The sequence below is a fragment of the Mesorhizobium sp. M0139 genome (assembly GCF_040322455.1).
Taxonomy (GTDB): Bacteria; Pseudomonadota; Alphaproteobacteria; order Rhizobiales; family Rhizobiaceae; genus Mesorhizobium.
The window spans coordinates 18,603-41,175 of the sequence record NZ_JAMYTN010000011.1 but is presented as its reverse complement, the minus strand read 5'-3'; the positions used below and the strand labels follow the sequence as shown (position 1 = coordinate 41,175).

Annotated in this window: 23 protein-coding genes; 12 read left to right on the top strand and 11 right to left on the bottom strand. The window is 64.4% G+C overall.

Translation table 11 applies throughout. From position 1 onward, the window contains the following. Positions 1 to 9: 9 nt before the first annotated feature. The 4 genes from NKJ58_RS19525 to NKJ58_RS19510 form a co-directional block, all read right to left on the bottom strand. Positions 10 to 1,290 (bottom strand): GNAT family N-acetyltransferase, encoded by a 1,281-nt coding sequence (locus tag NKJ58_RS19525; RefSeq protein WP_023731050.1) that lies wholly within the window; start codon positions 1,288 to 1,290, stop codon positions 10 to 12. After that, on the bottom strand, positions 1,290 to 2,693 hold the full coding sequence (locus NKJ58_RS19520) for a lipopolysaccharide biosynthesis protein (RefSeq protein ID WP_023818495.1): 1,404 nt from the start codon (positions 2,691 to 2,693) through the stop codon (positions 1,290 to 1,292). The genes NKJ58_RS19525 and NKJ58_RS19520 overlap by 1 nt, the downstream gene beginning before the upstream one ends. Positions 2,694 to 2,957: 264 nt before the next feature. Beyond that, a complete protein-coding gene (locus NKJ58_RS19515; RefSeq protein ID WP_023815701.1) occupies positions 2,958 to 3,461 on the bottom strand; it encodes a hypothetical protein in 504 nt (167 codons plus the stop codon). Between the two features lie 441 nt (positions 3,462 to 3,902). Beyond that, positions 3,903 to 4,175: a DUF4242 domain-containing protein gene (locus NKJ58_RS19510; RefSeq protein WP_023685308.1), complete on the bottom strand. Its 273-nt coding sequence runs from the start codon at positions 4,173 to 4,175 to the stop codon at positions 3,903 to 3,905. A gap of 244 nt (positions 4,176 to 4,419) precedes the next feature. Between NKJ58_RS19510 and NKJ58_RS19505 the strand changes: the two genes are divergently transcribed. After that, positions 4,420 to 7,008 carry a helix-turn-helix transcriptional regulator gene (locus tag NKJ58_RS19505; protein ID WP_352463214.1) on the top strand — a complete coding sequence of 863 codons (2,589 nt, stop codon included), beginning with the start codon at positions 4,420 to 4,422 and terminating at the stop codon, positions 7,006 to 7,008. A gap of 222 nt (positions 7,009 to 7,230) precedes the next feature. Here NKJ58_RS19505 and secA read toward each other — a convergent pair whose 3' ends face one another. Then, positions 7,231 to 9,963, bottom strand: coding sequence for a preprotein translocase subunit SecA (secA, locus tag NKJ58_RS19500; RefSeq protein WP_023672992.1), 2,733 nt, complete (start codon positions 9,961 to 9,963; stop codon positions 7,231 to 7,233). A 242-nt stretch (positions 9,964 to 10,205) separates the two neighbouring features. Between secA and NKJ58_RS19495 the strand changes: the two genes are divergently transcribed. After that, a complete protein-coding gene (locus tag NKJ58_RS19495; protein WP_023686683.1) occupies positions 10,206 to 11,126 on the top strand; it encodes a peptidylprolyl isomerase in 921 nt (306 codons plus the stop codon). 46 nt (positions 11,127 to 11,172) lie between these two features. Here NKJ58_RS19495 and NKJ58_RS19490 read toward each other — a convergent pair whose 3' ends face one another. Both NKJ58_RS19490 and NKJ58_RS19485 read right to left on the bottom strand, forming a co-directional pair. Further along, positions 11,173 to 11,760 (bottom strand): TetR/AcrR family transcriptional regulator, encoded by a 588-nt coding sequence (locus NKJ58_RS19490; RefSeq protein ID WP_352463222.1) that lies wholly within the window; start codon positions 11,758 to 11,760, stop codon positions 11,173 to 11,175. A 130-nt stretch (positions 11,761 to 11,890) separates the two neighbouring features. Then, positions 11,891 to 13,120, bottom strand: coding sequence for a caspase family protein (locus NKJ58_RS19485; protein WP_023731046.1), 1,230 nt, complete (start codon positions 13,118 to 13,120; stop codon positions 11,891 to 11,893). Positions 13,121 to 13,289: 169 nt separating this feature from the next. On the opposite strand from NKJ58_RS19485, the gene argJ reads away from it, so the two are divergent. From argJ to NKJ58_RS19460, 5 genes are all read left to right on the top strand, one after another. Continuing rightward, the gene (argJ, locus tag NKJ58_RS19480; RefSeq protein ID WP_023672988.1) at positions 13,290 to 14,531 is read left to right on the top strand and encodes a bifunctional glutamate N-acetyltransferase/amino-acid acetyltransferase ArgJ; all 1,242 of its coding nucleotides are present in this window, start codon (positions 13,290 to 13,292) and stop codon (positions 14,529 to 14,531) included. A gap of 29 nt (positions 14,532 to 14,560) precedes the next feature. Continuing rightward, a complete protein-coding gene (locus NKJ58_RS19475) occupies positions 14,561 to 15,310 on the top strand; it encodes a GNAT family N-acetyltransferase (protein WP_023713717.1) in 750 nt (249 codons plus the stop codon). Then, the gene (mutT, locus tag NKJ58_RS19470) at positions 15,307 to 15,723 is read left to right on the top strand and encodes an 8-oxo-dGTP diphosphatase MutT (RefSeq protein WP_023685791.1); all 417 of its coding nucleotides are present in this window, start codon (positions 15,307 to 15,309) and stop codon (positions 15,721 to 15,723) included. Before NKJ58_RS19475 ends, mutT begins: the two co-directional genes overlap by 4 nt. 97 nt (positions 15,724 to 15,820) lie before the next feature. Then, positions 15,821 to 16,129, top strand: a complete 309-nt coding sequence (locus NKJ58_RS19465; protein WP_023714957.1) for a hypothetical protein — start codon at positions 15,821 to 15,823, stop codon at positions 16,127 to 16,129. A 127-nt stretch (positions 16,130 to 16,256) separates the two neighbouring features. Next, the gene (locus NKJ58_RS19460) at positions 16,257 to 16,439 is read left to right on the top strand and encodes a Flp family type IVb pilin (protein WP_023686678.1); all 183 of its coding nucleotides are present in this window, start codon (positions 16,257 to 16,259) and stop codon (positions 16,437 to 16,439) included. 12 nt (positions 16,440 to 16,451) lie between these two features. Here the strand turns inward: NKJ58_RS19460 and NKJ58_RS19455 are convergent, their stop codons facing one another. Further along, a complete protein-coding gene (locus NKJ58_RS19455; protein ID WP_286454826.1) occupies positions 16,452 to 17,324 on the bottom strand; it encodes a methyltransferase domain-containing protein in 873 nt (290 codons plus the stop codon). 72 nt (positions 17,325 to 17,396) lie between these two features. Between NKJ58_RS19455 and NKJ58_RS19450 the strand changes: the two genes are divergently transcribed. The 4 genes from NKJ58_RS19450 to NKJ58_RS19435 all read left to right on the top strand — a co-directional run bounded on the left by NKJ58_RS19450 (position 17,397) and on the right by NKJ58_RS19435 (position 19,861). Further along, on the top strand, positions 17,397 to 18,182 hold the full coding sequence (locus tag NKJ58_RS19450) for a ComF family protein (RefSeq protein WP_196814971.1): 786 nt from the start codon (positions 17,397 to 17,399) through the stop codon (positions 18,180 to 18,182). A 22-nt stretch (positions 18,183 to 18,204) separates the two neighbouring features. After that, positions 18,205 to 18,486, top strand: a complete 282-nt coding sequence (grxC, locus tag NKJ58_RS19445; RefSeq protein ID WP_023804564.1) for a glutaredoxin 3 — start codon at positions 18,205 to 18,207, stop codon at positions 18,484 to 18,486. Positions 18,487 to 18,572: 86 nt separating this feature from the next. Next, a complete protein-coding gene (locus NKJ58_RS19440; protein WP_023804565.1) occupies positions 18,573 to 19,439 on the top strand; it encodes a carbon-nitrogen hydrolase family protein in 867 nt (288 codons plus the stop codon). Continuing rightward, positions 19,436 to 19,861: a DUF1178 family protein gene (locus NKJ58_RS19435; RefSeq protein ID WP_023685783.1), complete on the top strand. Its 426-nt coding sequence runs from the start codon at positions 19,436 to 19,438 to the stop codon at positions 19,859 to 19,861. The genes NKJ58_RS19440 and NKJ58_RS19435 overlap by 4 nt, the downstream gene beginning before the upstream one ends. Positions 19,862 to 19,865: 4 nt before the next feature. Here the strand turns inward: NKJ58_RS19435 and NKJ58_RS19430 are convergent, their stop codons facing one another. Beyond that, positions 19,866 to 20,351, bottom strand: a complete 486-nt coding sequence (locus NKJ58_RS19430) for a MarR family winged helix-turn-helix transcriptional regulator (protein WP_023672979.1) — start codon at positions 20,349 to 20,351, stop codon at positions 19,866 to 19,868. A gap of 101 nt (positions 20,352 to 20,452) precedes the next feature. On the opposite strand from NKJ58_RS19430, the gene NKJ58_RS19425 reads away from it, so the two are divergent. Continuing rightward, positions 20,453 to 21,343 carry a DMT family transporter gene (locus NKJ58_RS19425; protein ID WP_352853640.1) on the top strand — a complete coding sequence of 297 codons (891 nt, stop codon included), beginning with the start codon at positions 20,453 to 20,455 and terminating at the stop codon, positions 21,341 to 21,343. A gap of 87 nt (positions 21,344 to 21,430) precedes the next feature. Here the strand turns inward: NKJ58_RS19425 and NKJ58_RS19420 are convergent, their stop codons facing one another. Continuing rightward, on the bottom strand, positions 21,431 to 21,763 hold the full coding sequence (locus NKJ58_RS19420; protein WP_023685781.1) for an MmcQ/YjbR family DNA-binding protein: 333 nt from the start codon (positions 21,761 to 21,763) through the stop codon (positions 21,431 to 21,433). Between the two features lie 25 nt (positions 21,764 to 21,788). Beyond that, a complete protein-coding gene (ubiG, locus tag NKJ58_RS19415; RefSeq protein WP_023672976.1) occupies positions 21,789 to 22,538 on the bottom strand; it encodes a bifunctional 2-polyprenyl-6-hydroxyphenol methylase/3-demethylubiquinol 3-O-methyltransferase UbiG in 750 nt (249 codons plus the stop codon). Between the last annotated feature and the right edge of the window lie 35 nt (positions 22,539 to 22,573).

The window sequence follows — 22,573 nt, the reverse complement described above, 5'->3', positions numbered from 1 at the left end:
CCATCGGCTCTATCGCCGTCCCAGCAAACTCTTCACGCGATTGCGCAGCAGGCGGGCCATGTTGCGGGTTTCGCGGTAGAGATGCAGCTGCGAGGCGGCCTGGCGGGCGAGGCGGTCGGCATCCGGCGTCAGCCCGATCACCAGCGAGCCCATCGGCTTGCGCTCGCTCCACAGCCGGCTCATCACCGGATGGTCGGGCACGGCGCAGGAATCGGTCATCATAATGTTGGGGTCGTCGAGATGCTGCCTGGTCACCTTGATCATCAACAGCGTGCCCGGCGAATAGGTCGCCAGCGTCTCGTCATAGGCGGTCTTCCAGGTGTAGGCGACGCCGGCCTCGACGAAGACGACCAGGCAGGCGATCGTGCGGCCGTCCAGCGTCAGCGAATGGATGCGGCACATGTCGTGCTCGGCCAGCCGGTGCACGGCTTCGCGGGCAAAGGCGGCGCGGTAGCGGTCGATGGCCATGGCGGTGCGCTCGCGGCCCTTCCAGCCGGCGGCTTCCAGCGTCAAAAAACTTTCGATGGCGTGGCGGATTTCGTCCGGTCCCCGCGCCACGACATGTTCCAGCCTGCCGAGATCCCCCAGGCGCCGCTTTAGGCGGCGGAATTCGCGGTAGTGGTGCGCGCGCAGCGATGCCTTCAGATACGCCTCGCCGTCGAGCGTACTTTCGAGCACCGGCCGGTCCGCCTTGCCGGTGGTGACCATCGTCAGGCCGCGCGTCTCGGCAACGGTGGCCAGCACGCTGGCCAATGGGCCGTCGAGGCGCATGTCGGGCAGCACGAAGACCTTCGGCAGCTTGAGATGCGGCCGCGACAGCATGCCGAAGAAATCCTCGACGACGCCGATCGGGTCGTCGTGGTCGACCAGCGGTGTGCCGATCGGGCCGAACGGGCTCGACCAGGTGCGCATCACCGGAACGCCGAGCGGCACGGCCGGCCTTTCGACCGAGAACGGCACCAGCAGGCGCAGCCGGTTGCGGTATTCGTCGCCGTCGCGGATCACCGCCAGCTTGACCTCGCGATCTTCCAGCCGGGGCATGGCCGGCGCAAGAAAGCGCGGGTTGAAGAAGACGTTGGGCTCGATCGTGCGGGTGCACAGAAAGTCGAGTTCCTCGACCAGCTCGAAGCCGGCCGAAGCCGGATAGATCGCCAGCTTGCGCAGCGGCCGGTTGCTGGCGAGGATCTCGAGATGCGCCGGATCGGCGTCGCGCGCCAGGCCGGCAAGGCCGGACACCATGGCGCCGGCCGGACCGCCGCTGGTTTCCTCGATCAGCGGGATGGCGGCCATCAGGCATCTCCCTTGGCGGCGGGCACGAAGATCAGCATGACGATGCCGAGCTTGCGCCAGACGGTGAAGGACAGGGCGCTGGCCTCGAAGACCATGGCGAGGCTGGTGGCGATCGCCGCCCCCCACAGGCCGAAGAACGGGATCAGCACCACGTTGAGACCGATGTTGAAGGCCAGCGTCATGGCATAGACGGCGGCGCAGATGTTCTGGTTGCCGCTCATCGTCAGAAGGCTTTCGCACGGGCCGACGGCGGCGCGCGCCACGACGCCGAACACCAGCAGGAACAACAGCGGATAGCCGGCGGTGAATTCCGGGCCGAACAGAACCAGCATCGGTTCGCCGAGCGCCAGCACCAGCAGCGCCATCAACAGCGACGGCCAGAACGTCCACGACACGGTCTCGCGGGCGAAGGCGGCGAGCTTTTCCGGTTCGCCATGGGTGAACTGCGCATAACGCTGGGCAACGCCGGCCTTGACGGAGAAATAGACGAAATGCACCAGCGCCAGCGTTTTGACGGTGGCGAAATAGACGGCGACGTCATTGGGCTGGAGATAGGCGCCGACCATCAGCACGTCGGCGTTGGTGAGCAGGAAGAAGAAGCTTTCGACCAGGAAGATCGGCAGCGAGACGATGAACCACTCGGCGAAATGCACCTTCATCGGCCCGGACGGGATATTCCTGCCCATGCGCGTGGTCACGCCGATGAGCTGGCCGAGCGTGGTGGCGTAGGTGGCGGCGATCGAGGCGAAGATCGCTGTCCTGGCGTCGGGCGCATAGCCCATTGCCAGCATCAGCGCCATCAGCGCCAGGATCAGCACCGGCCGCACCAGATAGGTCGGCGACAACGCAAACAACGCCCAGGAATTGGCGCGTGACTGGCCTTGCAGCAGATCGCCCATGGCGATCATCGGCAGGCAGAACAGGCCGAGGATGAAGGGCATTACATAGTAGCTCTCGATCCAGTTCGCGCACAGCCAGACGCCCAGTGCGCCAAGCCCGGCGATAGCGGTCGAGGCAATCAGCACGAACAGGCGGCTGGCGACCACGATGCCGCGCAGTTCGGCGAGCATGTTGCGTTCGCGGTATTCGGGGATGAAGCGGATCACCGAAGTGTGGAAGCCGAGGCAGGCGAGGTTGCCGACGATGACCATCGTCACCCAGACGAGGACGAAGATTCCGTATTCGAACGAGCCCATCCAGCGCGCCATCAGCACCTGGCTGATGAAGGCGATGACGGCGCTGACGATGCGGATGGCAAAGGCAATCAGCGACATGCGCCCGGCTTCGCCGCGCTCGTCGGCGGTGAACAGCACCGCATCGATCCGGCCAAGCAGCGGCCCCATGCGCAACGCCAAGCGCTGCGGCAAGAACCGCCCGGCCGTCGTCGCCGCGGAAAAGCGCACCCCGATGTCTCTCCGTTTTCCGCCTGTTTCCAAGCTTTCGATGTATCCGAAACACCTTAAGAAAGGGTGGGCAGGTGCGGGTGCGCCGAGGGGCCAAGGACGGCCGCGTGTGCAAGGTGCGTCATCGTATGCCGGGGCATAATAAAAGGCGAGCGAACGCCGGGGAAGACTGGGGAGCCGGTCGGCGTTTCGCTCGCCCCTCCCCCGCCAAGGGGGATGGCCAGGCACCGCATGTCCGGTGCCCGAGGTGTCACATGTGAGGCGTTACATCCCCTTCATGGCGTCGCACGACACGTTCGGGTTCATGTCGGCAAAGGCGCCCGTCGGGTTCTGTTTCCATGCCCAGACGTGCAGTTCGTAGAACGGGCCGAGGCCGTAGCGATTGGGGGCGCTGTTGAAGTTGAACAGCTGGCCTTCGAGCGAGGCCGGGCCCTTCGAGGTGATGTATTCGACCGCTATCAGCTTCAGGCCGCCGTCGGCCATCGGCTCGTACATCACCGCCTCGGGCTTGGCGACATCGACGGCATCGTCCTTGAGATAGGCGCCGTTGACATAGTGGATGCCCATGGCGCCGCCGGTGATGCCGCTGGCGCAAGGGATGGGGGCATAGCCTTCGGCGGTGGCGGCTGCCACATTCTCGAAGCGGCTGTTGGCTGCGCGCACCTTTTCGGCCAACGGGTTGGCGTCGTGCGCCTGGGCGGCCGCACCCGCCGCGATCGAGATGGCGGCGAAAGCCGCGAAGCGTGTCGTCCAAAGAGTTATGGTCATGGTCTTCCGTCCGTTTGTTGACGCTCGAGGCGACGGCGGCCGATCAGGCTGCCCGAAACGCTGCGGCGTTGGTTTAGGATTTGGTTTGTCCGTCCCGGTTCATGCGATGCGGCTTCCGTTGCCGGGCTTTGGCCGCAGCCATTAAAAACCGTGCAAAATCAACGATCCCAAAAGTAATATTGCCAATATTCCTGCGGGACGTCCCGCTCCGATAGCCCGATGTCGCGCCTCAGATAGCCGCCTTCCGGGGGCAAGCGCCGCCTTTCAGACAGATACGCAGGCAGCTTCGACGCGAACCGCCATAGACGGCCGAGCACGGAGGTTGGCCGGCCGGTCTTTCCCAGGACAGGCCCGATTCCACCGAGCGGCAGGCCATCAGGCAGTTCGCCACGGCCGCGAAGGACAGTTTGATGCTCATCATCGTGGCGACCGAACGCAGGATCAGAGGTAAAAGTAAGGGTCAAGAACCCGCACCTCCGTGATCTTGTCGACCGGCAGCGAGTTTTTCTGAGCGGTGCTGCGGATAGCTTCGGGCGTCGGCGCGTCGTAGATGCAGAAGCTGTGCTTCTTGTCGGGCGTGACGAAGGACTGGATCCAGGTGACGCCCTTTTCGGCATTGCGCATGACGACCCCGCCGACCGCAGTGGCGCCGATGTCGGTCATCGGAATGTTGAGGCCGTCCGGAAATGTGCGTTCAATCAGATAGCGAGGCATGGAAGACTTCCTTTTCCATTGGTTCACGCTCGATCGGAGCGCGGCTGGACGTTGACCACGCCGGCCCGGCCCGCGCATCGGAACGATTCCCCATATTGGACGGGACGATTCCCTATATTGGCGTCGTTCTTTGTGGAAAGAGGCACGGCAATGTGTGCAAAGTCACATTGCGTCGCTTTCTTCACGGGCTAATCGTGAGCGGCCCGCCATGGTGGGAAAACTCCGATCCTGTGAGACGATGACAATGATGCTTCTGGAACGGCAGACGCAGCTGCAGCAGCTCGAGACACTGCTTGGCGATGCAATAGGCGGCCATGGCCGAGTCGCGGTGCTGGCGGGGGAGGCCGGCGCCGGCAAGACGGCGATTGTCGAGGCGTTCGCGGCCCGTGTCGGGCAGAGCGCGGCAATGTTGCGCAGCGCTTGCGAGGATCTGTCGATCCCCGATCCGCTGGGGCCGCTTTACGATCTGGCCCGTGAGGCGCAATGGGCGCTGCCGCGCGCAATCGACGCCCGGCATGGGCAGAGACTGCCGCTGTTTTCCGATGCGCTCGACGCCTTTGCGGCCAAGGGACCGAGCCTGCTGGTGATCGAAGACCTGCACTGGGCCGATGATGCCACGCTCGATTTCGTGCGCTTCCTCGGCCGGCGTATCGTCAACACCCACATCCTGCTGTTGCTGACGGCCCGCACCGACCGCAGCGAAGGACAGATGCGGGTGCGCCGCGCCCTGGGCGAAATCCCGGCCGGCAGCGTGGCGCGCATCGACGTGCCGCTGCTCAGCGAGGCGGCCGTGCTGTCGCTCGCCGATGCGGCCGGCCGCGATGGCGACGCCATCTACCGGGCGACCGCAGGCAATGCCTTCTTCGTCACCGAATTGTTGTGCGCCGAAAACGAAATGGCGCTGCCGGCAAGCGTGCGCGACGCGGTGCTGGCGCGGGCCGAGCGGCTGTCGGTTGGCGCCCGGGCCATGCTCGACGCGGTGTCGGTGTTTCCGCGCCGCGCCGACGCCTGGGCCTTGCAAGGCCTGTGCGGCGTCGCCAGCGCCGGCCAGTTGGCCGAGTGTGTCGCCAACGGCCTGCTTGACGATCTGGGCGACGGCTACGCCTTCCGCCACGACATCGCGCGACGCGCCATCGAAATGATGCTGACGACGTCGCACAGGCGGCAGTTCAACCAGCGTGCGCTGGCGGCACTGCTCGAAAATGGCGACGTCTCCACAGGCCGCCTGGTGCATCATGCGGTCGAGGCGCACAATCTGGCGGCGGTGCGCGAACTTGCGCCAATCGCCGCGCGCGAGGCGTCGCGCGTCGGCGCCCATCGCGATGCCGCCGGCTATTACGAGATCGCCTTGCAGCAGGCCGACAGCCTGCCGGTGATCGAGCGCGCCGCGCTCTACGAAAGTCATGCCTTCGAGTGCCATCTCATCGGCAAGATCGATGATGCGCTTGCAGCGCAGGGACAGGCGCGCCGGTTGCATCAGGCAGACGGCAACAGGCTGAAGGAGGGCGACAGCCTGAGATGGCTCTCCCGGCTGAGCGAAATGGGCGATGACCGCGAGGCGGCGGCCGCCTTCGGCGCCGAGGCTGTGGCGATGCTGGAAGCGGCTCCCGCCGGTCCCGAACTCGCCATGGCCTATTCGAACCTCTCACATCTGGCGATGCTGTCGGAGAGGGTGGAAGACACGCTGTTCTATGGCGAGAAGGCAGCGGCGCTGGCTGCGCGCATGAACCGTCCCGACATCGCCTCGCATGCCCTCAACAATGTCGGCTGCGTCGAGCAGTGGCTCAATCCGGATGCGGGACGCCTGCGCCTCGACCAAAGCCTTGAAATTGCGCTCCAGGGCAATTTCCAGGAGCATGCCGCGCGCGCCTTCACCAACCGCGCCTGTTTCGAGATCACCCAGATGAGCTACGACGCGGCACGTCCGGTGCTCGAGAGCGGCATCCACTATTGCACCGAGAACGACCTCGGCACCTGGCGCGACTATCTCAGGGGCATGCTGGCCGATGTGCAGCTGCGTCAGGGCCAATGGGATGAGGCCGCCGCGACGGCAAGCGATGTCATCGACAATGAGCGGACAACCACCGTGGGCCGGTTTCCGGCGCTGCTGGCACTGGCGAAACTGCGCCTGAGGCGCGGCGATCCCTCGGCCGAGCCGCTGTTCGCCGAAATGGCGCGTCTGGTCGGAAGCGGCGGCGACCTGCAGATGCTGAGCTCTTACGCGGCGCTGATGGCGGAGCAGGCATGGCTGGGCCTGGCCGACAGGCAAGAGGCGCTGGCGCTGATCACCCGCGCCGAAACGCCGGTGCGCTCGCGTGCCCATGTCGGTGAGCTGGCTCTGTGGCGAACATTGCTCTCTCCCGATATGCCGGCCGGCGACACCGCCGAGATGGCGACACCATACCGGCTGCTCCTGACCGGCGACTGGCGTTCGGCTTCGGCACTCTGGTCCGAATTGAATGCGCCATACGAGCGCGGACTGGCGCTCATCCTCGGCGACGACGAGGGGCAGCGGCTGGCATTGGATATTTTCGACGGCCTGGGGGCAAGGCCGGCAGCCCAGCGCCTGCGCGATATCATGCGCAAGAACGGCGTTGGCGGCATCGCCCGCGGCCCGCGCCGCTCGACGCGCGCCAACCTCGCCGGCCTCACCTTGCGCCAGATGCAGGTGCTGCAGCTGATCGAACGCGGCCTCTCCAACAAGCGGATCGCCGAGCAATTGACGATTTCGCCAAAGACGGTCGATCACCATGTCTCGGCGGTGCTGGGCAAGCTGGATGCGGTGTCGCGCGGCGAGGCGACAGCGACCGCGCGCGATTCGGGGTTGTTGTGAGGTTTTGACGAGGGTTGGACCGAGAGGTCGCGATCCTTCGCACCCCCCTCTGTCCTGCCGGACATCTCCCCCTGAAGGGGGGAGATTGGCTGTCACTGTGGCTTTCGCCAATTGTCGAAATTGAAAGAAGTTACGGCGCCGAAGCTGCTGATCTCCCCCCTTGAGGGGGAGATGGCCGGCAGGCCAGAGGGGGGTGCTGTCCCGCCGACCTAGCCTTCGAAATCAGGCAAACGCGCCGTGGCAGTGCTTGTATTTCTTGCCGGAGCCGCAGGGGCAGGCTTCGTTGCGGCCGATCTTGCCCCAGGTCGCCTGGTTGTTCGGATCGCGGTCTTCGGGAGCGACGATGGCGTTGCTCTCCTGGCGGACCAGAAGTGCGGTCTCGCCGCCCTCGAAATCGTCCTCGCCCGTGGTGCCGTCAATGTGGCTGCCGAACATTTCAGGCGCTTCGGGCGGCGGTGCTTCGGCGGCCTGGCGGACCAGTTCGACGCGCATCAATTGCGCGGTGACGGCCTGGCGCAGATTGCCGAGCAGCGCCTGGAACAGCTCGAACGCCTCGCTCTTGTATTCCTGCAGCGGATCGCGCTGGGCGTAGCCGCGGAAGCCGACGACCGAACGCAGATGGTCGAGGTTGACGATGTGCTCGCGCCACAGATGATCGAGCGTCTGCAGCACCACCGAGCGTTCGACATAGCTCATCACGTCTGGGCCGAAGCGCTCGGCGCGCTCCTTGGCGGCGGCGTCGGCGGCCTTGGTCAGGCGCTCGCGGATGTCGTCCTCGGCAATGCCTTCTTCCTTGACCCAGTCCTCGACCGGCAGGTCGAGATTGAGGAATTCGGCGACCTCGGCCTTGAGGCCGGCGACGTTCCACTGCTCGGCATAGGCGTTTTCGGGGATGTTCTTGGTGACGATCTCCTCGATGACGCCTTCGCGCATCTCGGCGATCGTCTCGGACAGGCCTTCGCCGTCCATCAATTCGATGCGCTGCTCGAACACCACCTTGCGCTGGTCGTTCGAGACGTCGTCGTATTTCAACAGGTTCTTGCGGATGTCGAAGTTGCGCGCTTCGACCTTCTTCTGCGCCTTTTCCAGCGCCTTGTTGATCCACGGATGGATGATGGCCTCGTCTTCCTTGAGGCCAAGCTTCTGCAGCATGCCGTCCATGCGCTCGGAGCCGAAGATGCGCATCAGATCGTCCTGCAGCGACAGGAAGAATTTCGAACGGCCGGGGTCGCCCTGGCGGCCGGAGCGGCCGCGGAGCTGGTTGTCGATGCGGCGCGATTCATGGCGCTCGGTAGCGAGCACGTAGAGGCCGCCGGCGGCTAGCGCCTTTTCCTTCAGGCGCTCGACATCGGCAATGATTTCCTTTTCGCGCGCCTCTCGCTCGGGACCAGCAGGCATGTCGCCCAGTTCGTCCTCGATGCGCATCTCGGCGTTGCCGCCGAGCTTGATGTCGGTGCCGCGTCCCGCCATGTTGGTGGCGATGGTGATGGCGCCGGGTTTGCCGGCCTGGGCGACGATGGCGGCCTCGCGCTCGTGGTGGCGGGCGTTCAACACCTCGAAATCCTTGAACCCTTCCTTGCGCAGGCGCTCGGCCAGCTGCTCGGATTTTTCAATGGAGGTGGTGCCGACCAGCGTCGGCTGGCCCTTGGCGCGCGCTTCCTTGATCTCCTTGACGATCGCCTTGTACTTCTCCTCGACCGTCCGGTAGACCTCGTCGTCCTCGTCCTTGCGGATGACCGGCAGATTGGTCGGGATCTCGGTGACTTCGAGGCCGTAAATGTTGCCGAACTCCTCGGCCTCGGTCAGCGCCGTGCCGGTCATGCCGGACAGCTTCTTGTAGAGGCGGAAATAGTTCTGGAAGGTGACGGATGCCAGCGTCTGGTTTTCCGGCTGGATCGCCACATGCTCCTTGGCTTCGAGCGCCTGGTGCAGGCCTTCCGAATAGCGGCGCCCCGGCATCATGCGGCCGGTGAATTCGTCGATGATGACGATCTCGTCGTTGCGGACGATGTAGTCCTTGTCCTTCTGGAACAGCCGGTGCGCCTTCAGCGCGTTGTTGACGTGGTGGACGATGGCGACGTTCTCGACGTCATAGAGCGACTCGCCCTTGAGCAGGCCGGCCGCGCGCAGCAGGTTTTCCAGCTTCTCGGTGCCTTCTTCGGTGAAGATCGAGGTCTTCTGCTTCTCGTCGATCTCGTAGTCGGCCGGGCCGAGCTGCAGCATGAAGGCATCGATGGTGTTGTACATTTCCGAACGGTCCTCGAGCGGACCAGAAATGATCAGCGGCGTGCGCGCCTCGTCGACCAGGATGGAATCGACTTCGTCGACGATCGCGTAATTGTGGCCGCGCTGCACCATCTGCGCGCGCTCATACTTCATGTTGTCGCGCAGATAGTCGAAGCCGAGCTCGTTGTTGGTGGCATAGGTAACATCGGACGCGTAGGCGACGCGGCGTTCCTCGTCGGACAGGCCATGGACGATGACGCCGACCGAGAGGCCGAGGAATTTGTAGACGCGGCCCATCCATTCGGAGTCGCGGGTGGCGAGATAGTCGTTGACGGTGACGACATGGACGCCCTTGCCGGCAAGCGCGTTGAGATAAACGGGCAGGGTGGCGACCAGGGTCTTGCCCTCGCCGGTACGCATTTCGGCGATGCCGCCATTGTGCAGCACCATGCCGCCGATCAGCTGCACGTCGAAAGGGCGCATGCCGAGCACGCGGCGGGATGCCTCGCGGACGGTGGCGAAGGCCGGCACCAGCAGGTCATCGAGCGTAGCGCCGTTCGCGATATCCTGGCGGAATTTTTCCGTGCGGGCCTGAAGCTCGGCGTCGGACAGCGCCCGCATCTCGTTTTCCATGGCGTTGATCGCCTCGACACGCGGCCGGGTCGATTTTACGCGACGATCGTTGGAGGAACCGAAAACCTTACGGGCGAGACCGCCGAGACTGACCATCCGATGGTCCTTTCGATAGAATTCTCAATTTTGAGATGAGCGCCGGCCGGCCCCATCAATTCCGCGTGAAACGCGGACAAACACAAAAAGCGCCCGGAAAACGGTTCTGGACGCAAAGTCGTTGGACAGATAAGAGGGGGCTCAACTGATGTCAACGCCGCGTTAGCCCTATGGGCAGCGCCAAATTCCGCCACAATCCGGCTGATCTGCAAGCCCTACAATCCCCCTTGGAGTTAATCTTGATGTCCTTACTGTTTCGCCGTGCGTCGCTCGCCAGCCTTGGCCTGGCCTTCGGCCTGTCGGCCCTGTCGCTGTCTCCGCTGATGGCCCAGGAAGCCGCTCCCGCCCCGGCCGATGCCGCAGCAGCGCCGGCGGCAGCCCCCGTCGATCCGAACGCCGTTATCGCTACCGTCAATGGCCAGAAGCTGACCGAGGCGGACCTTGGGCTTGCCGAGGGCGAGCTGTCGCAGCAGTTCTCGCAGTTGCCACCCGAGCAGCGCCGCGCCGCCGCCCTTTCGGCAGCCATCGAAATCCGCGTCATGGCCGCCCAGGCGGTCGCTACCGGGCTCGACAAGGATCCCGAATTCCAGCGCCGCATGGCGTTCCTGCAGCAGCGCGCGCTGCATGGCGAGATGGTCGAGAAGGGCGTCGTCGACAAGGTTACCGATGCCGAGGTGCGCGCCCGCTACGACCAGGAAATCGCCAGCACGCCGCCGGTCAATGAGATTCATGCCCGTCACATCCTCGTGAAGACGAAGGAAGAGGCCGAGGCGATCATCAAGCAGCTCGATGGCGGTGCAGACTTCCAGAAGCTCGCCAACGAGCATACCAGCGATCCCTCGGGCAAGACCAATGGCGGTGATCTCGGCTGGTTCGGCCCGGGGCAGATGGTGCCGGAATTCGACAAGGCGGCAGTTGCGCTCGAAATCGGCAAATACACCAAGGAGCCGGTGCAAACGCAATTCGGCTGGCATGTCATCAAGCTCGAGGACAAGCGCACCAAACAGCCGCCGGCCTTCGACGACGTCAAGGACCAGGCCAAGCAGGCGGTGATCCGCGACAAGTATTTCGCACTGGTCAAGCAGCTGCGCGGCGCCGCAAAGGTTGAAATCCCCGACGCCAATCTGAAGAAGGCCGTCGACACGATGGAAGCCGGCAAGTAAGGCCGGCACCGAAAAAACATGCAAAGGGCGCCGTTCGGCGCCCTTTTCAATTGCGGGAGATGCCGGACATCACATAGCGGACAGTGGCACGGATTGTCGCCTCATCTTCGTCCAGCCGGTTGGTCAAAAGGTGTTTCCAGGCATAGGAAGCGATGAGGTCGGCGACCAGCGCTGCGTCGATATCGGCCGCAACCTCGCCGCGCGCCTTGGCGCGCTCGATGATCCGAGCGATGTGGGACACGCGCCCATCGGCATAGCCAGTCAGGGCCGCGGCCGCCGCTTCGTCCGACTGGGCCTCGGCGATCAGCGAGCGGAATACGCTGCCCGAGGATGTGTCGCGCCAATGCGCGAAGAGGTTCCTCAGGAAACCGACGAGGTCGTCTTCGAGACTGCCGGTATCGGGGACGTCGACACGCTTTTGCCGCTTGTAAACCTCCAGCAGCAGGGCCGCCTTGCTCGGCCACCAGCGATAGATCGTGGGTTTGCCGGCGCGCGCCCGCCGCGCCACGGCCTCTATGGAGAAGCCGGCATAGCCGGCCTCGACCAGCACCGCCTCCGCGGCCTCGAGAATGGCCTCGGCGCTGTCTGGGTTGCGCCGCGCCCCGATCGATCTGCGGGCCGGATCCTCGCCCATGTCTGTCCTCGCCAACAATGTCTGCCCTCGCCAACAATCTCGCCGGCAATATAGGTGAGCTGGCAGGCAAACGAAACGGCCCGTTTCCAGCGCTTGTAGAAGCAGGTCTCACATTCGCTTCGCGGGGATTTCAGTTCATCGCTTGCGAGGTTTCCGAGGCGATACGCCACTGGCCGTCGCTCTTCACCAGCCCAAGCGTGACTCGTGCCTTGCCGGTCATGCGCGCCGCCGATTTGTCTTTCGACATATAGTCGTAGCTCATCGCGAACACGGCTTCGGCGCGGTTCTCGCCCTGCGGCGTCACCTCGAGGCTGCCGGGCTCGAGACTGAACGACCAGGATGCAAATTGCGCGAACCAGTCCGTCTTGAGCTTGACGACGGCGTCGCTGTCATAGCGCGTGCCGAAGATGGTGGCGGAAGGCGCATAGAGCCGCTTGACGGTCTCGCCGATCGCCGCGGCATCGGGCGCAAGATAGTCGTCGCGCAGGAATTTCTCGATTGCGGTCTTGTCGTCGCCTACAGACCGTTCGAGTGCCGCAACCTTTGTTTCGGGCGCCGGGGGGACGGCGGGCTTCGGCTGTGCGACCGTTTCGCCGCCGGGCACAAACTCAAACCGTTCGAGCAGCGAACCCTGTTCCCATGGGCGCTGTCCCTCGCGGGTTTCGGAGACCACGTCGCGGCGCACCGCGATCATCATGTCGTTGATGCTCTGGCCGGGCTCGGCCATGTGCCGCAGCAGGGCGGCGGCGAACGGCGAATTGCGTCCGGTGCCGTCCATGGCGACAGCGCCTGGCGCCGTCGAGAAGGCGATGAAGGAGCCGCGCGTCGAATCGAACTGCGCCAGACCGGCAAGCGCCGTTGCCGAGCGCGTGGTGGCGGTGCGGCTCAGGCTGCGGGCAAAGGGATTGTTGCGGCAGGCATCGAGAAAGACCAGGCTGACCTTGGTCTGCTGCTCCATGATGTCGAGGACTTCGTCGATCGGCACGGCTTCGAGCTGCAGCTTGACCGGCATGTCGAGCCGGGCGTCGACCGGCACGATGTAGTTGCGCCCTTCCACCTGCAGGCCGTGGCCGGCGTAATAGAAAAGCCCGACGCCCGCACCTTCCAGCGCATCGGAAAATTCGCCGATCTTGCGCTCGAGTTCGCGCTTGCCGAGATCGTTGCCCTCGATGACTTCGAAGCCGATCGAGCGCAGCTTGCCGGCAATATCGAGCGCATCGTTGACCGGATTGGTGAGCGTGCCGGCTTCGGCATAGGTGCCATTGCCGATGACCAGCGCCACGCGCCGTTCCGGCTGCGCATCGGCGCTCAGGAGCAAAAGCCCCATAAACGCCACCGCCAAGATCACCAGCCTGCCCATGGCCGATATCATAACGCCAGAGGCCCCGGTGACGCCAACGGATTTGAAATGCAAGCTTAATCCCTGGTGGCTTGCCGACAGCGGCGGCCAAGAAAACGCCCTTGCGCCGGGCCGTGCTATCGGGCAAACCGGCCTTCGCCCAGCGTTTTTCCCTCGCCCGAGGTCTCCAATGTCCGCAACGATTTCGCCGCTCGCGCCGAAGAAATATCCCAAAATGCCTGCCATTGAGGGCGTGCGCATCGCCACCGCAGAGGCCGGGATCAAGTACAAGAACCGTACCGACCTCTTGGCCATGGTCTTCGATGCCGGCACAGCGGTTGCCGGCGTGTTCACGAAGTCGAAATGCCCCTCGGCGCCGGTCGACTTCTGCCGCGAGAACCTTGGCGCCGGCAAGGCGCGGGTGCTGGTCGTCAATTCCGGCAACGCCAACGCCTTCACCGGCAAGAAGGGCCGCGCCTCCACCCAACTGACCGGCGAGGCCGCGGCCAAGGCCGCAGGCTGCACGCCAGGCGAAGTGTTCCTCGCTTCTACCGGGGTAATCGGCGAGCCGCTCGACACCACCAAATTCAGCCATTTGCTCGCCGGACTGGTCAAGGACGGCAAGCCGGATCTGTGGACCGAGGCCGCAAAGGCCATCATGACCACCGACACCTATCCGAAAGTGGCGACAGCGACGGTCAAGCTCGGCGACACCGACGTCATCATCAATGGCATCTCCAAGGGCGCCGGCATGATCGCGCCCGATATGGCGACTATGCTGTCCTTCATCGCCACCGATGCGCCGATCGCCGCCCCCGTGCTGCAGGACTTGTTGTCGCGCGGCACGGCCAAGACCTTCAACGCCGTCACCGTCGACAGCGACACCTCGACCAGCGACACGCTGCTGTTGTTCGCCACCGGAGCCGCTGCCAAGCGCGGCGCGCCCGCCATCAGCGATCCCAAGGATGCGCGTCTCGGCGCGTTCCGCCGGGCGCTGGGCAAGGTGCTCAAATCGCTGGCGCTGCAAGTGGTGCGCGACGGCGAGGGCGCCCGCAAGCAGGTCGAAGTCACCGTTACCGGCGCCAAATCGGCGCGCTCGGCCAAGCGCATCGCGCTGTCCATCGCCAATTCGCCGCTGGTCAAGACGGCGGTTGCCGGCGAGGACGCCAATTGGGGCCGCGTCGTCATGGCCGTCGGCAAGGCCGGCGAGCCGGCCGATCGCGACCGGCTGTCGATCTGGTTCGGCGACAACCGTCTGGCGCATGAGGGCGAACGCGACCCGGGCTACTCCGAGGAAGCGACCTCGGCCTATATGAAGCGCGACGACATTCGCATCCGCGCCGATATCGGTATCGGCCGCGGCAAGGCGACGGTGTGGACCTGCGACCTCACCAAGGAATATGTCGCCATCAATGGCGATTACCGGAGCTGATGGAGTTGGCTTCCAGGCATCCGGCAAGCATGCTCGCCATCGTGCGCCGCTACGAGGCTGCGGGGTTTCGCGCCTGGCCGGCGGCGGCCGTGCATTATGACGGCACCTGGGTGGTGCGGCTGACAGCCGGCCATCCGGCCAAGCGGCTGAACTCGGTCAACCCGCTCGATCCCGGCGACACCCAGCACATTGCCGAGCGCATCGGCCGCGCCAGCCGGCGCTTCGACGCCTATGGCAGGCCGCTGACCTTCCGCATCTCGCCGCTGTCGGGGCCGGACCTAGCCAAGCATCTCGACAATGAGGGCTGGAGCACATTCGACGAATCCCTGGTGATGCGGCTGCCGCTGGCGGACGCGCAACTGGCGCCGGCCATGGACCAGATTCCGCTGAAGGATATCAGCCGCTTTCTCGGCGCGTCGCTCAAGGTCAGCGGCTCGGATGCATCGCTGCGGCCCGGTCTTTCGGAAATCATCGGCGCTATCCAACCCGAAGTCGGGCTGTTTGCGCTGGAGGAAGGGGCCGACCCTCTGGCGGTGCTGATCTGCGTCCATGACGGCGATCTTGCCGGTCTGTTCGAGATCGCCACCGCCAAGTCGGCGCGCAATCAGGGCCATGGCCGCAACCTGATCCTGTCGGCGCTGAAGTGGGCGAGGCTGCGTGGCGCTCGCGAAGCCTGGCTGCAGGTCGAGGCCGGCAATGCGCCGGCGCTGGCGCTCTATCGCTCGCTGGGCTTCGACGAAGTCTATCGCTACCACTATCGCCGGCCGCCGGGCGCATGAGCGAGATCACCGGCAAACGCCTGCTGCTGGTCGCCGCGTGCGCGCTGGTCGATACCGATGGGCGGGTGCTTCTGGCGCAGCGGCCCGAGGGCAAACAGCTTGCCGGCCTGTGGGAATTTCCCGGCGGCAAGGTAGAGCCAGGCGAGACGCCGGAACAATGCCTGATCCGCGAACTGCAGGAAGAAATCGGCATCGAGACTGACATTCCTTGCCTGGCGCCGCTCACCTTCGCCAGCCATTCCTATGATGATTTCCATCTCCTGATGCCCCTGTTCGTCTGCCGCCGCTTCCGCGGCATCGCGCAGCCCAGGGAAGGGCAGGCGTTGAAATGGGTGCGGCCAAAGCAGATGCGCGACTATCCCATGCCGCCGGCCGACGCGCCGCTAATCCAGTTCCTCATCGACCTGTTGTGATACAAAGCCATTTCGCGGTCTGATCTAGCCAGCGTTAATGGAAGATTTATCTCGTCGTGAAAAATTGCGGCAAAGCGGGTTCGCGGGGAGCGATTGCATGAGCCTCGACAGGGAATGGGACTCGATCCGGCCAGATCGCAGCTTTCGCGCCGCCGGCGTCGGCTTATTGCGCGTCACGCTGTTGTTCGGCTCGGCCGCAGTGGCGCTGGCGCTGATCGCGGTCCCCGTGCTGGACAACCAGACGCGATCATCCAGCCGCGATGCTCTTGCAGGCGGTCTCGACCCGATGAGCACGGGTTCGATCGGCTCGCGGGCCACCTATACGCTGCGCAGAAGCGTGCTGCAGCCCTCACCGCGCTCAGTCTGCATCATCCGCGCCGACGGCCAACGCAGCGGCGACTGCTGACCAACAAGGTCGACACCACCTTGAGAACTTCCTCAACGCAGGCCCATTTCACAGCCTGTTAAGCTTGTGCCGTTAACCTTTCTTAACAGGTCGGCGATATGGTCGGGGATGAGAGGGATCGACGATCATGAAGCCATTGCTGCGCCGATTTTTGCAGGACGAAACAGGCGCCACGGCCATTGAATATGGCCTGATCGTTGCGGTGCTGTCGCTTGCCATCGTCGGGGGTGTCGGCAAGGCCAGCAATGCGATCCAGTTTCTGTTCAGCGACAACAACAGCAGGCTCGCAAACGCCTTCGCCAAGCATTGATCCGGAGCGCCGTCACCGCCCGCCGGGGTTTTCCAGTATCGTCTTCAGCGAGACCTTCGCCGAACCCGGTTTCAAGGGCTTTTGCTGCGAGGCATCGGGCGCCCAGCCCGACATCCAGACGATGGAAAAGCTTGCCCTGATGCGGCCATCAGCGTCCGAAAAGCGTTCGGCATAGATTTCGGCGGCACGGGTAAAAAGCTTTCGCGCTCCCGGTCGCCGGCTGCGATCAGTCAGCGCGCTGGTTTCGCCCATCGCCCTGAGATCGGCAATGAGGTCGAAGAGGGTATCGTAGCGGACGGTCACCGTTTCGACGTCGGCCACCGGCAGCGCCAGTCCGGCGCGCTGCAGCAGTGCGCCGGCGTCGCGAACATCGGTGAAGGGGATGACACGCGGGCTGGCGCCGCCACAGAGTTCGGTCTCGGCGGCGAGCAGGCTTTCGCGCAATTCGGAAAGCGTGCCGGCGCCGGCAAAGGCGCCGAGGAAAAGCCCGTCGGGCCGCAGAGCGCGGCGGATCTGCACCAGCATGCCGGGAATGTCGTTCATCGCCTGCAACGACAGAAGTGAAACGACGAGGTCGAGGCTTTCCGGCTGGAACGGCACTGTTTCCAGCGGTGCTATCAGCCCTGGCCGGCCGTCCAGAAACGCTGGATCTGCCTCGACGCGCACGATCTCCGCTGCCTTGCCGCTTGCAGCGACCACGTCCGTTGCGTCCGGCGTCTGGCAAAACAGCACCGCGGCCTTGCCGAATTTCCGCTCGACCGCGCCGAGCCGGTCGGCAAGGTCTTCCGCCGCCCGCCGCATCAGAAAATCCGCGCCGGCTACGGGGTGGGCCAGCGCCCTGCGCTTGCGCACCAGCCAAAGTTCAGTATCGATGATCGGCTGCAACGGTAGACATCCCTGTTTGTCCGTCTAGTGATATCCTGGCGCGGACGTCAAAACCACGTGGCCGATCCGGTGATGGAGATCAAGAGCCTCGCTCAAACCATGTTGAAACTGGCCATGTTGGACTGGCCGGCGCGGATGCTGTTCCCGCCGGTCTGTGCCGGCTGTCGCAGGCACGTCTCGCAACCCGGCGTTTTGTGCGGTGCCTGCTGGCCGAAACTCAGGCTGCTGGAGCGGCCATGGTGCGCGGTGATGGGCACGCCATTCACGCACGATATGGGCGAGGGATTCCTGTCGGCCGAGGCGATCGCCGATCCGCCGCCGTTCGAGCGGGCGCGGGCGGCCGTGGCCTATTCAGGTGTCGCCCGCCAGATGGTGCAAGGTCTGAAATACCAGGATCGCACCGATCTGGCGCCGTGGATGGCGCGCTGGATGCTGCGCGCCGGCGCTGAGCTAATTGCAGACGCCGATGTCGTCGTACCGGTGCCGCTGCACTGGCGGCGCTTCTTTCGCCGGCAGTTCAACCAGTCGGCGGAGTTGGCAAGGGCGGTTGCGCAGCTTAGCGGGCTGCCTTTCTCGCCCTCGGCGGTCCGGCGCGTCAAGCTCACGCGCCAGCAGGTCGGGCTGGAGCGGCAGGAGCGCGAGGCCAATGTCCGCGCCGCCTTCCGTGTGCCTGCGGAAGCCGAAATCGAGATCACTGGGCGCCGCGTGCTTCTGGTCGACGATGTCTACACCACCGGCGCCACCGTACGCTCGGTCGCCAGGGCGCTGAAGAAGGGCGGCGCCGGAGCGGTCGATGTGCTGACCTTCGCGCGTGTCCTGCCGGGGGACTTTCGGGCCGACGAGTCCGCGACTATATAAGGTCGAGGAAAGGCACGGACCGATGCTCGATGTGACGATTTACACCCGTATGATGTGCGGCTATTGCGCGGCGGCCAAGCGGCTGCTCGAACGCAAGGGCGTCGCTTACACCGAGCATGACGCTTCGTTTTCGCCGGAATTGCGCCAGGAAATGATTTCGCGGGCGCATGGCCGCTCGACCTTTCCGCAGATTTTCATCGGCGACACGCATGTCGGCGGCTCCGACGACCTCCACGAATTGGAGGCGCGGGGCCAGCTGGACAGGCTGCTTGCCAACGGCTCGACGACAAAGAGCGGTTCGTAGGGCCGCTCTATGTCTTTGTTTTTATGCAATTTCGGACGGAAAACCGGTACACACTTTTCCTGGAATTGCTCAAAGAGGACGTGACGATGGGTGTTTTCAAGGCGGCGGCGATCCAGATGCGTTCGGGCGAGAGCCCCGAGCGCAACGCGGTCGATCTCGAACGGCTGGTTCGCGAGGCGGCAGGCCTCGGTGCAACCTACATCCAGACCCCGGAAATGACCGGAGCGCTGATTCGCGACAAGGAAGCCAGGGCTGCTTCCTTCACCTCGGAAGACAAGGACATCGTCGTGGCGACCGCGCGCAAGCTCGCCAGCGAACTCGGCGTCTTCTTGCATATTGGCTCTACCGCCATCCTGCGCGCCGACGGCAAGCTCGCCAACCGGGCGCTGCTGTTTGGGCCGGATGGCGCGACGCTCGCCACCTATGACAAGATCCACATGTTCGACGTCGATCTCGACAATGGCGAAAGCTGGCGCGAATCCGCCGCCTATGAGCCGGGCACCGAAGCGGTCGTCACCGAGATCGACGGCGCCAGGCTGGGCTTTGCCGTCTGCTACGATCTACGCTTTCCGCAGCTGTTCCGCGCCGAGGCGATGGCCGGCGCCGACCTCTTGTCGGTGCCTGCCGCCTTCACCCGCCAGACCGGCGAAGCGCACTGGCATGTGCTGCTGCGAGCCCGCGCCATCGAGAACGGCGCCTATGTGGTTGCTGCAGCACAAGGTGGCCTGCATGAGGACGGCCGCGAGACCTATGGCCATTCGCTGATCGTCGACCCGTGGGGTCGCATCATCGCCGAGGCCGTCCATGCCGAGCCGGGCGTGATTATCGGCGAGATCGATACCGCACAGTCGTCGGCCGCGCGCAAAAAAATCCCCAACCTTAGGAATGCGCGCGATTTTGCCGTCAATGCCGGCACGGCTGAAGTGCCGCGGCTCAGGGGCGCGGCTTCGTGATCCGCTTTGCCCTGATCTGCGAGCACGAGCACGAATTCGAGGGCTGGTTTCGCAGCAATGACGATTTCGACACGCAGAGGAAGCGCGGCTTCGTCGATTGCCCGAGCTGCGGCTCGCACAAGGTGCAAAAGGCGCTGATGGCGCCAGCCGTCTCCACCGCGCGGAAGCAGGAAACAATTGCGCTGGCCATGGGCGAAACCCAGAAGCAGGCTTTGGCGCAACTGAAGGCGATGGCCGAGAAGGTGCGCGAGAATGCCGACTATGTCGGCGACAAGTTTGCCGAAGAAGCGCGCAAGATCCATTTCGGCGAGAGCGATGCGCGCGGCATCTATGGCGAGGCGACGTTGGACGAAGCCAAGAGCTTGGCCGAGGATGGCATCGATTTCATGCCGATCCCGAGTTTTCCCGAGGAGCGCAATTGAGCGATCAGCTGGCGCTATCGATCAATTTGCCAAGCAACTGAGCCAGTGCCCCCCGCTCCGTGCCGGTGAGCCCGGCGAGGATTTCATGCTCGTTGGCGACGTGGGCGGTCAGGGCTTCGTCGATCAAGGCCAGACCTTTTTCGGTCAGTTGCACGACAATGCCACGCCGGTCGTTGGGGTGCGGGCCGCGCAGGATCAGTCCGGCCTTCTCAAGCCGGTCGAGCCGGTTGGTCATGGCGCCGGAGGTCACCATCGTCGCCTCGTATAGAGCGGTCGGTGTCAGCGCGTAGGGCTGGCCGGAGCGGCGCAGCGTCGCCAGCACATCGAATTCGCCGGCCTGCAGTCCGAAACGGGCAAACAGCGGGGCGAGGCGCTCGCGGGCGATTAGCGACGAGGCTTCGTTCAGCCGCCCAAGCACCAGCATTGGCGACACCTCCAGGTCCGGCCGTTCCCGCTTCCATTGCTCCACCGCCTTTGCCGCGCGATCCATCTGTCTCACCGCTAAGTATCTTGACGTTAAGAATCTTTGTGGTATGCTACCTCAAGATACAGTTTCGACCCAGTGCCGCAAGTGAGTGACGGGACCATCCGATGAAATTTCTCTGGGAATCGGCGCTTGGCCTGCTGGTCGTCACCGGCGGCCTGCTCGGCCTGACCCTGCCGTTCGGCAAGCTGGCGACGGCTGCCGGCGTTCCGGCCATGGTCTGGGCCTTCGTCATCTCGTTCGGCGCCGGGGGCGTGCTGCTGTGCGCGTTGCTCGCGAACGGCGAGCGCATGCGGCTGACCCCGCACAGACTGCGCTATTTCTTCATCACCGCCGCCGTGTCCTACGCCGTGCCCAATCTGCTGATGTTTTCGGCTATCCCGCATCTCGGCGCCGGCTATACCGGCATCATGTTCACGCTGTCGCCGGTCATCACACTGGTGTTTTCGATCCTGCTTGGCGTTCGACGGCCAAATATACTCGGCAGTATCGGTATCGCCGTCGGCTTCATCGGCGCCGTCATGGTGGCGGTGACGCGCGGCGAGGCCGGCCAGCCGGCCGATTTCTTCTGGGTACTGGTCGGACTTTTGATCCCGGTCAGCCTTGCCGCCGGCAATATCTATCGCACCGTCGACTGGCCCGAAGGCACCGGTCCGATCGAACTGGCCGTCGGCAGCCACCTGGCCTCGGCGACGCTGCTGCTGATCGGCATTCTCGCGCTGTTCGGCCTCAGTGCCTTCGCCCCGCTTGGCGCCGTGCCGCTGGTTGTCGTGGCGCAGGTCGCTTCGGCCTCGGCGATGTTTGCCTTCTTCTTCCGGCTGCAGGCCGTGGGCGGTCCGGTCTATCTCAGCCAGATCGGCTATGTGGCGGCGGCCGTCGGCCTGTTTGCCGGAACCATCTTCCTCGGCGAGCACTACCAGTTGCTGACCTGGGCCGGCGCGGTGATCATCACCATCGGCGTGATCATCACCACCAAGGCGCAGAGCCAGAAGGCATAGGGTCTTTGGTTTACGCAATTCCCTAGGCAAAGCGCTATGCGCTTTTCCCGGGAAAACCGCTTCACACTTTGCTCGAACTGCTCAAGCTTAAATTTGGCTCGCGTCGAGGCGCTTCCGTAGCGCCGGCGGGGCGACGTTTCGCCAGGCCGTCCGAACGGCGCTGCGGAATGTCTGTTCGTCGCAGGCTTCGAGCATGATCGACGTCCATCCCTTTTGGCCCCAGCCGCCTGTCACGGGCCTGAAAACCGATGGCTCAGCCGCGGCCATCATCTCTTGCTGGTCGCGGTCGAGCTTGACGACAGCACGGTCGGCTTCGGGCAGCGAGACGAAGATACGGTTGCGGACGCGGAAGTCAGCCTTGCCGAAATGCGATTGCTCGACCGTTTCGGGAAGATCGAGCGCCAGCTCTCGGGCCCTCATAGTGTCCACGGCCGCCCCCTTTCGTTCAGACCGATCGTTTTTCCGCCAGCACCATATAGTTGACGTCCATGTCCTTGGAGCGTGCCCAGCGGTCGGCGAGAGGATTGTAGGTCACGCCGGTGCGGTCGATGATGGTCATGGCGGCGCTGCCGAGCGCCTTTTCAAGCTCTTCGGGCCGCACCAGCTTGCCGAACTGGTGGGTGCCGCGCGGCAGCCAGCGCAGCACATATTCGGCGCCGATGATGGCCAGGCCCAGTGCCTTCAGCGTGCGGTTGATGGTAGCCACGAACATGATGCCGCCGGGCTTGACCATCTCGCCGCACTTGCCGATGAACAGGTCGACATCGGCAACATGCTCGACAACTTCCATGTTGAGGACGACGTCGAATTTCTCGCCGGAATCGGCCAAATCCTCAGCGGTCGTAGCGCGATAATCCACCGTCACGCCGCCTTCGGCCGCGTGCAGCTTCGCCACCTCGATGTTGGTTGCCGAGGCGTCGGCGCCGACCACTTCGGCGCCAAGCCTTGCCATCGGCTCGCACAATAACCCACCGCCGCAGCCGATATCGAGGAAACGCAGGCCTTCGAACGGCCGCGCCGCCCGCGGATCGCGGCCAAAGCGCGCCGCCACCTGGTCCCGGATATAGGCAAGCCGGACCGGGTTGAATTTGTGCAGCGGACGGAATTTGCCGTTCGGGTTCCACCATTCGGCGGCAAGCGCGGAAAAGCGTTCCACTTCTCCGGCATCGATTGTCGATCGTCGGGCCTCTGGCATGGGGCGGGTCTCCTCGGACGCTAGGAAGTCGGGTG